Annotated in this window: 14 protein-coding genes; 10 read left to right on the top strand and 4 right to left on the bottom strand. The window is 56.8% G+C overall.

Translation table 11 applies throughout. The annotated features are described in order from the left end of the window. Positions 1–63: 63 nt before the first annotated feature. The 4 genes from fmt (at position 64) to Q1A43_RS16400 (ending at position 2,660) form a co-directional block, all read left to right on the top strand. Positions 64–975, top strand: a complete 912-nt coding sequence (fmt, locus tag Q1A43_RS16415) for a methionyl-tRNA formyltransferase (protein ID WP_299936919.1) — start codon at positions 64–66, stop codon at positions 973–975. A gap of 100 nt (positions 976–1,075) precedes the next feature. Then, positions 1,076–1,312 (top strand): hypothetical protein, encoded by a 237-nt coding sequence (locus Q1A43_RS16410; RefSeq protein WP_299922504.1) that lies wholly within the window; start codon positions 1,076–1,078, stop codon positions 1,310–1,312. Positions 1,313–1,315: 3 nt separating this feature from the next. Beyond that, on the top strand, positions 1,316–1,552 hold the full coding sequence (locus tag Q1A43_RS16405) for a GlsB/YeaQ/YmgE family stress response membrane protein (RefSeq protein ID WP_299936916.1): 237 nt from the start codon (positions 1,316–1,318) through the stop codon (positions 1,550–1,552). Positions 1,553–1,670: 118 nt separating this feature from the next. Continuing rightward, on the top strand, positions 1,671–2,660 hold the full coding sequence (locus Q1A43_RS16400; RefSeq protein WP_299936913.1) for a glutathione S-transferase family protein: 990 nt from the start codon (positions 1,671–1,673) through the stop codon (positions 2,658–2,660). A gap of 2 nt (positions 2,661–2,662) precedes the next feature. Here Q1A43_RS16400 and Q1A43_RS16395 read toward each other — a convergent pair whose 3' ends face one another. After that, a complete protein-coding gene (locus tag Q1A43_RS16395) occupies positions 2,663–3,025 on the bottom strand; it encodes a hypothetical protein (RefSeq protein WP_299922510.1) in 363 nt (120 codons plus the stop codon). A 181-nt stretch (positions 3,026–3,206) separates the two neighbouring features. On the opposite strand from Q1A43_RS16395, the gene Q1A43_RS16390 reads away from it, so the two are divergent. Next, positions 3,207–4,382: a lytic murein transglycosylase gene (locus tag Q1A43_RS16390; RefSeq protein ID WP_299936911.1), complete on the top strand. Its 1,176-nt coding sequence runs from the start codon at positions 3,207–3,209 to the stop codon at positions 4,380–4,382. Between the two features lie 73 nt (positions 4,383–4,455). Here Q1A43_RS16390 and ade read toward each other — a convergent pair whose 3' ends face one another. Further along, entirely contained in the window at positions 4,456–6,150 is a 1,695-nt protein-coding gene (gene ade / locus Q1A43_RS16385; RefSeq protein ID WP_299936909.1) for an adenine deaminase, read from the bottom strand. Between the two features lie 146 nt (positions 6,151–6,296). Here ade and choX point away from each other — a divergent pair, with 146 nt between their 5' ends. From choX to choV, 4 genes are all read left to right on the top strand, one after another. After that, complete coding sequence (gene choX / locus Q1A43_RS16380) at positions 6,297–7,220, top strand: choline ABC transporter substrate-binding protein (RefSeq protein WP_299937027.1); 924 nt, start codon at positions 6,297–6,299, stop codon at positions 7,218–7,220. 72 nt (positions 7,221–7,292) lie between these two features. After that, entirely contained in the window at positions 7,293–7,904 is a 612-nt protein-coding gene (locus Q1A43_RS16375) for a LysE family translocator (RefSeq protein ID WP_299936907.1), read from the top strand. Between the two features lie 3 nt (positions 7,905–7,907). Beyond that, the gene (gene choW / locus Q1A43_RS16370; RefSeq protein WP_299922518.1) at positions 7,908–8,744 is read left to right on the top strand and encodes a choline ABC transporter permease subunit; all 837 of its coding nucleotides are present in this window, start codon (positions 7,908–7,910) and stop codon (positions 8,742–8,744) included. Next, the gene (gene choV / locus Q1A43_RS16365; protein ID WP_299922520.1) at positions 8,741–9,742 is read left to right on the top strand and encodes a choline ABC transporter ATP-binding protein; all 1,002 of its coding nucleotides are present in this window, start codon (positions 8,741–8,743) and stop codon (positions 9,740–9,742) included. Before choW ends, choV begins: the two co-directional genes overlap by 4 nt. 76 nt (positions 9,743–9,818) lie before the next feature. Here the strand turns inward: choV and Q1A43_RS16360 are convergent, their stop codons facing one another. After that, positions 9,819–10,424 carry an enoyl-CoA hydratase/isomerase family protein gene (locus tag Q1A43_RS16360; RefSeq protein WP_299922522.1) on the bottom strand — a complete coding sequence of 202 codons (606 nt, stop codon included), beginning with the start codon at positions 10,422–10,424 and terminating at the stop codon, positions 9,819–9,821. After that, positions 10,421–11,170: an SDR family oxidoreductase gene (locus tag Q1A43_RS16355; RefSeq protein WP_299936904.1), complete on the bottom strand. Its 750-nt coding sequence runs from the start codon at positions 11,168–11,170 to the stop codon at positions 10,421–10,423. Before Q1A43_RS16355 ends, Q1A43_RS16360 begins: the two co-directional genes overlap by 4 nt. Before the next feature lie 130 nt (positions 11,171–11,300). Here Q1A43_RS16355 and Q1A43_RS16350 point away from each other — a divergent pair, with 130 nt between their 5' ends. After that, positions 11,301–12,818, top strand: a complete 1,518-nt coding sequence (locus Q1A43_RS16350) for a DUF2125 domain-containing protein (protein ID WP_299936902.1) — start codon at positions 11,301–11,303, stop codon at positions 12,816–12,818. Positions 12,819–12,849 lie beyond the last annotated feature (31 nt).

Here is a 12,849-nt window from a genome sequence, read left to right as displayed (position 1 = left end):
CCCCTCTTGGCCCAACGGCCAATTCACCCCGGAGTTTATTTGGCGAGATGAAAAGGTGAGCGGATGCGTGTGATCTTTATGGGAAGCCCGGACTTTTCTGTGCCTGTGCTCGACGCTTTGGCCGATGCGGGGCATGACATTGCCGCCGTCTATTGTCAGCCGCCACGTCCCGCGGGGCGCGGCAAGAAAGACCGGCCCACAGCCGTTCATGCGCGTGCCGAGGCGATGGGGTACGAGGTGCGCCATCCCGTGTCCCTGAAGGGCGAGGCCGAGCAGGCCGATTTTGCCGCGCTTGAGGCCGATGTTGCTGTGGTTGTGGCCTATGGGTTGATTCTGCCACAGGTGATTTTGGATGCGCCCAAGATGCGATGTTTGAATATCCACGCCTCGCTTTTGCCGCGCTGGCGCGGGGCGGCCCCTATTCACCGGGCCATCATTGAAGGCGACGGTGAGACCGGCATTTGCATCATGCAGATGGAAGCGGGCCTTGATACCGGGCCGGTTTTGTTGCGCGAAGTAACGGCGATTGGGACCGAAGAAACCACCGGCGGATTGCATGACCGGTTGTCGGAAATGGGCGCGCGGATGATTTGCGAGGCATTGGATCACTTGCCCGATCTGGTGCCAGAGGTACAGCCCGAGGACGGCGTGACCTATGCCGCCAAGATCGACAAGGTCGAGGCCGCGATTGATTGGTCCCGGAGTGCCGATCAAATTTCGCGCCAAATTCGCGGCTTGTCACCGTTTCCCGGTGCATGGACCCTTCAAAACGGTCAGCGCATCAAATTGTTGGGCGCGCGTGTCGTTGATGGGGCTGGACAACCGGGGCAAGCGCTTGACGACAGTTTGACCATTGCCTGTGGGATGGGTGCAGTCCAAATCACCCGGGCCCAGCGGGCCGGCAAAGGTGCGCAAGATGCCGACGTGTTTTTGCGCGGCAACCCGGTGACCAAGGGGGCGATACTAGGGGAGTGAGACACGCGCTTTCCCCTCAGTCGTGTCATTGGGATTGCGCCCCGGCCTTCCTATATTAAAGTCACGCGCAGAACAGGCACATAAACGCAAAGAGGCCCCCATGTTCCCGACCCTTATTGGCACCGTCGTGATTGCCGGGATTGTTGGCTATGCCTCGGAGCGTAGTCGTTTTACCCATAACGGCATCTTGCAAAGCATCATCATCTGTATCGGTGGGGCCTTCTTGGCCTATTTCGTCCAGTTGATGTTTGGGCTTGGGTTTCGATCACCGGGTCTCAACGCGATTGCGGCCTCGATTGGCGCGTTGATCATTGTCCCGACCCATTGGAGGAAATAAGCCATGTCAGTTGTGTTTTTGCTGATTGTCGGCGCGGCTGCCGGGTTTTTGGCGACGCGGTTTATGAAGGTTGAAACCGGTGTTTTGCAAACCGTTGGCATCGGCATTGCCGGAGCGTTAATTGGCGGTTTGGTGTTGCGGTTCATCGTGTCTGTGCTGGGGGCTTTTGCGGGCCTTGTAGGGGCTGTTCTAGGTGCGATGCTGTTGATCTATATTTGGAAATCCTACACCGGGCGGTAAATTTGACCGGATCACGCAATCGTTTCGTGCGATGGCGCGCCAAAGCTGCGCGCGGCTGGCTATTTGCGCACGGATCAACAGCGGTTACCTCTATCTCAACAGCAGATAGGAGTTTGACATGGGCCTGTTGATCGACGGCGAATGGCACGACCAATGGTATGACACGGGCAAAAGCAAAGGCCGCTTTGTCCGGCAAGATTCGGCGTATCGTCATTGGATTACCGCCGATGGATCGGCGGGGCCGACAGGCGATGCCGGGTTCAAGGCAGAGACCGGGCGCTATCATCTCTATGTCAGCATGGCCTGTCCTTGGGCACACCGCACCCTGATCTTCCGTGCTCTGAAGGGTTTGGATGAAGCCATCACCGTGTCCACCGTGCACCCGGATATGTTGCAAGACGGTTGGACATTCCAAAGCGACGACTTGGGCGGATCTGGCGATACGCTTTACGGTGTGCCGTTTGCCCGTGACATTTACCTTAAGGCCAATCCAATGGCGTCGGGGCGGGTGACCGTGCCGATTTTGTGGGACAAGAAACTGGAAACCATCGTTTCCAATGAATCCTCTGAAATCATTCGCATGTTCAATAGCGCCTTTGACGGCGTGACCGGCAACACCGACGATTATTGGCCCGAACAAATCCGAGATGAGATCGAACTGGTCAACGAGCGGATTTACAACACGCTTAATAACGGGGTGTACAAGGCCGGATTTGCGACGACACAGGCGGCCTATGATGAGGCGATAGAGCCATTGTTTGAGACACTAGAGTGGCTCGAAGAACGTCTGTCGGCGCATCGATATTTGATGTGCAATTGCCTAACCGAAGCCGATTGGCGATTGTTCACAACGCTGGTTCGGTTTGATCTGGTCTATCACGGCCATTTCAAATGCAACCGGGCGCGGATCGTCGATTACCCCAACATCTGGGCCTATCTACGCGAGCTGTACCAATGGCCGGGCGTCGCCGAAACGGTGGATTTTGATCAGATCAGCCGCCACTATCACTATAGCCAAACGTCGATAAACCCGCATCAGATCATCCCAACCGGGCCGGTGTTGGATTTCAACCTGCCGCACGGGCGCGAGCTGCGCTTCGCAGCCTGACGTTAATGAACCTGCGCGTAATGCTCGACCATCGTCGCCAGATCACTTGGCGGCGTGGTGCTGGGCAGAAAGGCGCAGGCATTGGCGCAATGCTGAAAGATCGAGCCATCCGAGAAAAAGCTCGAGTTGGTCACAAAGACCACGCGCGCCGCGGGGCGGCGATATTGGGCAAAATCGGACACAGCCAGCGCGCTGCCCTCTTGCAAGACAAGGTCTAAGACAATGACATCGAACGCGGTTTCAGTGATGAGATCGGTAGCCTGTTCTTGCGAACTTGCAATGCACACCTCGGCACCCAAACGTTCCAGGTGACGGAGCCAAAGGTTGGCGAGGGGAATTTGGCTTTCCACTATCAGTACGTTCAAGTGGGCCTCCTGGATACGAGTAAAAGTGAGGTTACGTTTCTTTCAGAATCCCTAACAAAGGGTTAACCGGCACGTAAAGTTTTTGGACAAATCGGGAACAAATTTGAGCTTCGGCGGGAAAGTGCCTTGCCGCGCAAATACCTGCTGATAGTCTGAACAATAAATGAAAAATGAGGATGTGATGCGCAAACTGGTAGCGATAGCAGGAATCGTCATGGCCGGGGCCGTATCGGCCCAAGACGTGCCCTGTGGGGGCAGCTTTGCCCAATTCAAAGCGGATATGGCGGCTGAGGCCGTTGCGGGCGGGCATGACCCGGATCTGACCCGGCGATTCTTTGACGGTATTCAGCATAGCCCAAGCGTGTTGAAAGCCGACCGCAGGCAGGGGATTTTTCAGGACCCATTCATTACCTTTTCGCGCAAGCTCATTAGCCAGAGCCGCTTGGACAAAGGACGTCAGATGGGGCGCAGTTATGCCTCGGTCTTTGATCGCATCCAATCGGAATACGGCATAGCGCCGGGGGTTTTGTTAGCCTTTTGGGCGTTTGAAACCGACTACGGGTCATTTCAGGGTGACTTCAACACCGCCAATGCGCTTGTGACGCTCGCACATGATTGCCGACGTCCCGAAATTTTCCGTCCTCAGGTGTTTTCGGCGCTGTCTCTATATGGGCAAGGCGATTTTGACCCCGACACAACCACGGGAGCTTGGGCGGGTGAGATTGGCATGGTGCAAATGCTGCCGAAGGACATTTTGGAAAACGGCGTCGATGGGGATGGCGACGGGCGTGTAACCCTCAAAACGTCACCTGCCGACGCGTTGTTGTCGGGGGCGAAAATGCTGTCTCATCTGGGTTGGCGTCCGGGCGAGCCATGGCTGCAAGAGGTGATTTTGCCGGATGGATTTGAGTGGTCCAAGGCCGGGTTGCAAACAACCCATACGGTTGCGGAATGGGAACAAATGGGCGTGCGCGCCCGACAAGGGGTTTTGGACGACGGGCGTTTGGCCTCGTCCATCTTGTTGCCGCAAGGGCGTGGGGGGCCAAGCTTTTTGGCCTACCCTAATTTCAGCGTCTATTTTGAGTGGAACCAAAGCTTTACCTATGTTTTGACCGCCGCCTATTTTGGCACGCGTCTAGAAGGGGCCCCGGTCTATGACGCGGGAAATCCCGCACAAGGCTTGTCTGGGGATCAGATGAAAGCCCTGCAAACCAAGCTGCAAAGCATGGGGTATGATGTGGGCAAGATTGATGGGATTTTGGGTGCTGGTACGCGGGCGGCGGTGCGCGACGTTCAGGTCAAACTTGGGCTGCCCGCTGACGCATGGCCTACGGCGGATTTGTTGAACCGACTGTGAGACGGGCGCGACCAAAAGTTTTGCAAAACTTTTGCAAATTCCGTGCACGGAATTTTAGCGCCCAGCCTGACCCTTAGCCAATAATTTCGAACCGGGTCACATCGACCATACCGCGATCGGTGATCTTCAAAGCGGGGATCACCGGAAGCGCCAGAAAGGCCAGTTGCAAAAACGGCTCTTCGAGTGTGACACCCAGATCGCGTGCCGCTTGGCGCAGATCGACCAGCTTGTCGCGCACCTCTTCAAAGCTCAGAAGGCTCATCAATCCGGCGACCGGAAGGGCCAATTCGGCCAACACCTTGCCGCCCTTTACAACAACGAACCCACCTTCAATCTCGCCCAAGCGATTGGCGGCAACCGCCATGTCGTCATAATCGACGCCGACGCAGGCAATGTTGTGGTGATCATGGCAAACGGTTGATGCAATTGCCCCAGCCTGCAATCCGAACCCTTTGACGAACCCGGTGGCGATGTTGCCGTTTTTTCCGTGCCGTTCGACAACGGAGATACGCACCAGATCGCGGGTGACATCGGGGCGTTTATCGCCATCTTCGATCGGAATGTCTTCGTGGAGATGATCGGTGAGAATTTGCCCTTCGCGAATGCCAATCACATCGGTTTCAACCCGGTTTGCGCGAGTTCGAAAGCTCGCGGCCTGTACCTTTGGGGCCTTTACGGAGTTGCGCCCTATCGGAGCGATTTCCTTTCGGGCGGCGAACGTGGCGTCGTTCACAACAACCCCACCTGCCAGAACAAGCTTGGCATGACATCCTTCTAGGCTATCAATCGCAACGATGTCGGCGCGCTTGCCCGGTGCGATCATCCCGCGATCTTTCAGGCCAAAGGCCTCGGCGGCGGAAAGGGACGCGGCGCGATAGGCGGCCAAGGGCGGCGTGCCAAGGCGGATCAGCTCGCGGATCATATAGTCGAGGTGGCCGTGTTCCCCGATGTCGAGCGGATTCCGGTCATCCGTACACAGACACATATAGGGTGACGTGCGTTCGCTTAGAAGCGGTTGCAAGGCGTGTAAGTCCTTAGAAACCGACCCCTCGCGGATCAGCACCCGCATACCCTTGCGCAGTTTTTCCAAGGCTTCCTCGGCCGATGTTGCTTCGTGCTCGGTCCGAATGCCTGCGGCGATGTAGGCGTTAAGGTCTTTGCCCGACAATAGCGGGCAATGCCCATCAATATGACCATCTTCAAACAAGGCCAGCTTGTCCATACATCCCGGATCACGGTGGATGACACCGGGGTAGTTCATGAATTCGGCCAACCCAAGGCCCGATGGGTGGTCACGCAGCGGGGCCAAATCTTCGGCCGAAAGGGCGGCCCCGGCGGTTTCCATATGGGTAGACGGCACACAGGAAGATAACTGAACCTTGATGTCCATCAAAGTGTGTTGCGAGGCTTCTTGGAAATAGCGAATGCCCGCCGCGCCGATCACATTGGCGATCTCATGCGGGTCACAAATCGCGGTCGTCACCCCGCGCGGGGCGACACAGCGATCAAACTCAAACGGCGTGACCAAAGACGATTCGATGTGCAAATGCGTGTCGATAAAGCCGGGGACTAAAATGGTACCGCTCACATCGATGATCTCATGGGCGTCATAGTCTTCAAAAACGCCAACAATGCGATCCCCACATATCGCCACATCACCGCTCAATAGCTCGCCGGTGATCAGGTCAAGAATTTTACCGCCTCGCAAGACTTTATCGGCAATTTCATCGCCCCGGCCTTGTGCGATCCTGTTCACCAGTGTGTTCATGGTCTAAGTGTCCCTTCATGACGCCATTGGGTTCTAAACTGCCGCTTTTGAGGGGCAGGTCAAACTTGATGTTGCTTTTTTAATGGAAACTGCGTTGATTGACTGACCAGTCAAAATAAGACGCCCAGGGAGATATAACAATGACCATGACAAAATTGACCACATCGACACTGGCGCTGATCGTTGCCGCAGGCACCGCATCCGCCAGCTGTGACAGCGTGACATTCTCGGATGTGGGCTGGACCGACATCACCGCCACCACCGCCGCAACCACCGTAGTCTTGCAGGCGCTGGGCTATGAGACCGACATCAAGGTGCTGTCTGTGCCGGTGACATACACCTCGATGGCCAAAGGCGACATTGACGTGTTCCTTGGCAACTGGATGCCAACCATGGAAGCCGACATCGCCCCCTACCGCGAAGCGGGCACCGTTGACACCGTGCGTACCAACCTAGAGGGCGCGAAATACACGCTGGCCACCAATGCCGCCGGTGCCGAATTGGGCATCAAAGATTTTGCCGACATCGCCAAAGCCGGCGACGCTCTGGAAGAAACCATTTACGGCATCGAAGCGGGCAATGACGGCAACCGCCTGATCATGGACATGATTGCGGCTGACGCCTTTGGCCTGACGGGCTTTGATGTCAAAGAAAGCTCAGAGCAGGGCATGCTGGCGCAAGTTGGCCGTGCCGATAACAAAGGTGAACCGGTTGTTTTCCTCGCGTGGGAACCACATCCGATGAACGCCAACTATGACCTGACCTACCTCACCGGTGGTGACGATTATTTCGGCCCCAATCTGGGTGGTGCCACCGTGGCCACTAATACCCGCGCCGGTTACGTAGCTGAATGCCCAAACGTCGGTGCGCTTCTGACCAATCTGGAATTCTCGCTCGCCATGGAAAACGAAATCATGGGTGCGATTTTGGACGATGGCCAAGAGCCTGACGCCGCCGCCACCGCTTGGCTCAAAGCAAACCCAGCCACGCTTGACGGTTGGTTGGCCGGTGTGACCACCAAGGACGGTGGCGACTCCATGGCCGCTGTCAAAGGCGCGCTGGGCCTCTAACGCCCTGACGTTCATAACCCGCCGCCTGATATCGGGCGGCGGGTTTTTTGTAGCCGTCCCGCGAAAGCAAACATGTCCCTGACCCTTCTCGCCCTCTTTATCCCCGCTTGTTTTGCGCTCAACCTGTCGCCGGGGCCCAACAACCTGTTGGCCTTTTCCAACGCGTCGCGTTTGGGGTTCTGGCCCGGACTGTTCGGTGGATTTGGGCGTTTGCCGGTCTTTGCAGCGATGATTGCTTTGGTGGCCTTCGGGCTCTCGACCCTGCTCAGTAGCTTTGAGGCCGCGCTCATCGTGGTGAAATACCTCGGGGCGGCTTATCTGATCTATGTGGGCTACAAAATGTGGACCGCGCCGGTGCCAAACGAAACCGTTTCGGCCCAAACAAACGTCTTTGCCTTGATGCGCCGCGACATGAGCTTTGCCGCCGCCAACCCCAAGGCCATCGCCGTGTTCACCGCCTTTTTCCCACAGTTTGTCGACAAATCCGGTGACCTGTTGACGCAATTTGCCATACTGGGCGCGCTGTTTCTCATACTGGAAGTGGCGGCCATCGCCATTTACGCGGCTCTTGGGCGCGCCATGAGCCACGTGCTTACACCACCACGCTTGCATCGCCTCAATCGCGGTGTCGGCGGCTTTTTGATCTTTTCCGGCCTGACCATGGCCCTCAAACCCGAGAGCTGATTTATGACCTGGCTGACCGACTATAAAATACCTGTGGGGGATGCGGCGGAAACCGTGTTCAATTGGCTGCAAAAACACGGCGCTGTTTTCTTTGATGGTATGGCCGAGGCAATGGAATGGCTGATCGATGCCATCTTGTTCATCCTTCAGGCCCCGCATCCGTTTATCGTCATTGCCGTGATCGCTGCCGCCACGTGGGTTGTGCATCGCACTTGGAAAGTTCCGGCTCTGATTGTTGCCGGTTTTCTCTTCATTTTGAACCAAGGTTATTGGGAAGAAACCACCGAAAGCCTGACGCTGGTTTTGTCGGCCTGTGTTGTCTGTATGGGTGTTGGTGTTCCGATTGGCATCGCCGCCGCACACCGCCCCAAGCTCTATGCTTGGATGCGTCCGGTGCTTGACCTGATGCAGACCTTGCCGACCTTTGTCTATCTGATACCGGCGATTGTCTTCTTTGGCATTGGCATGGTGCCCGGCCTGATCGCCACGGTGATCTTTGTGGTGCCCGCGCCCATTCGCTTAACCTATCTCGGCATTTCCTCAACACCGACCGCATTGATCGAGGCGGCGGATGCCTTTGGCGCCACCCCGCGTCAAAAGCTTTGGAAAGTCGAACTGCCAAGCGCCTTGCCGCAAATCATGGCGGGCCTAAACCAAACCATCATGTTGTCGCTCTCGATGGTTGTCATCGCGGCGCTGGTTGGGGCGGATGGCCTTGGCGTGCCGGTCGTACGCGCCCTAAACCGCGTGGACACAGGCCTAGGGTTTGAGGCCGGTTTGATCATCGTTGTTGTGGCCATCATGCTAGATCGTGCCCTGCGCGTAGGAGAAGACAAATGACCGCTGTTAGCTTTGACAATGTCTCGATCATGTTCGGCGACAAACCGAAATCCGCGCTGCCCCATGCCGACAACGGGTTGAACCGCTCTGAGATTCAGGAACAAACCGGTCAGGTTCTTGGCGTGCATGATTGTTCGCTTGAGGTTCAAGAGGGCGAGATTGTTGTTCTCATGGGCCTGTCTGGCTCTGGTAAATCAACGTTGCTGCGCGCGGTGAACGGCCTCAACCCCGTGGTGCGCGGTGCTGTTCGGGTGAATAGCGGTGACGGCATGGTTGATGTGGTCAGCTGCTCCAAATCCGATCTACGTGACATCCGCCAACATCGCGTGGCGATGGTGTTTCAGCAATTCGGCCTGCTCCCATGGCGCACCGTGGCCGAAAACGTTGGCTTTGGTCTGGAACTCGCAGGCATGCCCACAGATGAACGTGAGAAAACCGTGCAGCGCCAACTGGAGCTTGTTGGTCTGAAAGATTGGGCGACGCGCAAAGTGGGCGAGCTTTCCGGCGGGATGCAGCAACGTGTTGGCCTGGCCCGTGCTTTTGCCACCGATGCGCCGATCCTCTTGATGGATGAACCGTTCTCGGCCCTTGATCCATTGATCCGCACCCGCCTTCAGGACGAGCTTCTCGAACTGCAAAGCGAACTTAAACGCACCATCATCTTCGTAAGCCACGATCTCGACGAAGCCTTCAAACTGGGCAACCGGATTGCCATTCTCGAGGGCGGCCGCATCGTGCAATCCGGCACCCCGCGTGAGATTTTCTCAAACCCTATCAACGACTACGTTGCCGATTTCGTCGCTAATATGAACCCGCTCGGGGTTCTGACGGCTCGCGATGCAATGGAGGCGGGCACTGGCGAAACTCAGGTCGAAGCCGAAACACCGATCCGCGAGATCATGCCGCAACTCAGCTCCGGCCCGATCACGGTCACGGAAAACGGCCAACCCATCGGTCGCGTCTCCGCTCAAAGTGTTGTGAACCGGCTCGCCACCTGAACCCGGTTTCTTCTTTCCACTTTATTGCGGGGGGAGGCTGCAAAGCAGACAGGGGGCAGCGCCCCCCATCCCCCGCTTATCCGATCAACCGTTTGATCGCCGTGGCGTGCTCTTTGCTGGCTCCAGCAGTGTCAGCCGCCAAGGCTTTGGCCGCCTCTAGCACATCGCCGTCAACAACCTGATTGATCAATCCCCAGCTTTGCGCCTCTTCGACCGGGATTTTTTGACCGGCCATCAAGATCATCTTGGCTCGCGACGGTCCAACCAAGGCCGAAAGCCGTTTGGGATCAGACGGCTGTGGCAAAAATCCGAGTTTCATCACCGGGTAAAACACCTTGGCCCCCGGCACAGCAACCCGCAGATCACAGGCCAAGAACATCCCCATCGCCCCACCGGCAACCGTCCCGTTGGCCGCGCAAATCGTGAGCGCATCAAGCCGTGCAATCGCGCCAGAGAGACGTTCCCACAGAGGGGATGTCGCCAGCCCCGCCTTGGCCGCTTCCAAATCCGCCCCAGCGGAAAAAACCTTGCCCACCCCGGTCAGGATCAACACCCGCGCCGCGCGGGCGTCCTCGGCGATGACGCATAGCTGTTCGAGCATGTCCGCGGTCAGCGAATTGGCCTTGTCTGGGCGGTTGATGGTGGCGACCCAAAGATCGCCGTCTTTCTCAAGAGTGATCAAACCAAGCCCACCTGTTTGCGGATGCCTTCGTCTCGCAACGCAATTTCGCCGCCCATATGTTCATCCGCCTCCGGGCTGCACAACCAAAGCAGCGCTTTGGCCACCCATTCCGGTGGAATGTGATCGGACCAATCGAGCTGACTTACCGGGTTGATACCGCTGGCTTTGATCTCGCGCTGCATCTGTGTGGCGACGGTGCCCGGCGACAGGGAAATGGCCCGAATGCCTTTGTCTCGGTATTCCTTATCCGCCATTTTGGTGAGCATCAGCGCCCCAGCCTTGGATGAACAGTAGTGCGACCACGCCTCAACCGGGCCATGGGCCGCGCCTGATCCGATGGTCAACACCGTGCCGCCGCCGTTCTCTAGCATTCCGGGCAAAGCTGCGCGGAACCCGTTGAAAACACCCTTGAGGTTGATGTCGATCACCTGACCCCAGGCATCTGGGTCTGCTTCGGCCATATGGGCGACCGGTTCGATCACCCCGGCATTGTTGATGAGGATATCGAGGCCCCCAAAGGTCTTGATACAGGCCTCGACCGCTTGGCTGACTTCCCAGTAGCGGGCAATGTCGCAAGGAATGGCAATCGCTTGCTCTCCGATCTCGCCGGCAAGCTCGGCAATCGCCTCAGAGGACCGCGCCACCAGTGCCACATTGGCCCCGGCATTGGCGAATATCCGCGCAGCCTCGGCCCCGATTCCACGGCTAGCCCCTGTAATTAAAACGGTTTTTCCTGAAAGATTCATGACAATCGCCCCTCTACATCTCGTAATCTAGTTAGAGCGTACATAGTATGGAATCCAGTCCCTTGACCGTCTTTACCTTGCCTACGACACTAGGGGCATATTTTGACCAACCGACAGAAAGAGGTGGATTATGAAACGGCTTTCCGGGGTATCAGCGCTGGCCCTCTGCGCATTTGTGACCCCAGCCCTCGCGGATGTAACGCCGCAACAGGTCTGGGATGATCTTGAATCCTACATGCAAGGCTTTGGCTATTCGGTATCAGGGACCGAAACCGCAGATGGCAATAACCTGACTGTCTCCGACGTTGTCATGTCGATGCCGATCCCGGATATGGAAGGGACCGTAACCTTTTCGATGGGCAGTCTCGACCTGAGTGATCAGGGCGACGGCACTGTTATGATTAACTTCCCTGCCCAAATGCCTATTCAGGTCAAAGGCGTTGAAGATGGCGAAGCGATCGATGTGACCATCAACTTCGGCCAAGAAGATATGAAATTGATCGTGTCGGGCGAAGAAAACAACCTGACCTACGATTACACCGCTGCTAAAATGACCGTAGCCTTGGGCAAGATGATGGCCGACGGCGAGGAAATCACCCGCGATATGCTCCGTCTTGACGTCGAAGCCGGGCCAATCTCGGGCACGTCGACGGTTGTTCGCGCGGGTGGAATGCAAAGCGTTGCACAGACGTTTGATTATGGTGACCTGACCTATGACGTTGCCTTCAACGACCCCGACAGCGAAGATGCAGGCCTGTTTAACGGAGCCATGAATGGTGTCTTTGGCTCCGGTGAAACCGTGATGCCCGAAGGTGTGGATTACTCCGATTCCAGCGCGTTGTTCGCAAGCGGCTTTGGCATTGATTTCACCATGGGTCACAAAGGTGGGCGCATGGAATTTGCGGTTTCCGAACACGGGGACTCCACCACTGGCAAAACCAAATCCGCCAGCGGTGGTTTGACCATGGCAATGTCGGCGGACAACCTGACCTACAAAATCACCGGGACTGATTTCTCGATGGACATGACGGGCCCAGAAATCCCCGTTCCGGTTAGTGTTCAAATGGCTGAAACCGGGTTTACCCTTTCTGCCCCAATGAAACCTGCGGATGCGCCACAAGACGCCACTCTAGAAATCGTCTTGGGTGGCTTCCAGATGGCGGAAATGCTTTGGAACATGTTTGATCCGGCTGCCAATCTGCCACGCGATCCGGCCACAATCCGTATCGCCATGGATGCCAAAGTCTCCCCTTTCGCAAGCTTCTTTGACCAAGAAGCGATGGAAAAGATGGATGCCGAAGGTGGCGTTCCGGGTGAAATCAACTCGGTCAACCTGCGCGAAATCATCATTGATGCGGTTGGCGGCAAAATCGCCGGTTCCGGGGCCTTCACCTTTGACAACACCGACATGGAAAGCTTTGACGGCATGCCACGTCCCGAGGGCAAGCTGGACCTGGCGGTCTCTGGTGCCAATGGTCTGATCGACAAGCTGATCGGCATGGGGCTAATGAGCGACGAAGACGCTATGGGTGCCCGGATGATGATGGGCATGTTCACCGTGCCCGGTGCAGAACCCGACACCGCGACGTCTGTCATCGAAGTCAACGCCGAGGGCCACGTTCTGGCCAATGGTCAGCGCCTGAAATAACGCGTTTTGATGTGAAACAAGGAAGGGCGGG

Origin of the sequence: uncultured Pelagimonas sp., assembly GCF_947498515.1 — a bacterium.
Lineage (GTDB): Bacteria > Pseudomonadota > Alphaproteobacteria > Rhodobacterales > Rhodobacteraceae > Pelagimonas.
The sequence above is the reverse complement of the archived record's forward strand: the minus strand, read 5'-3'. Positions and strand labels throughout refer to the sequence as shown.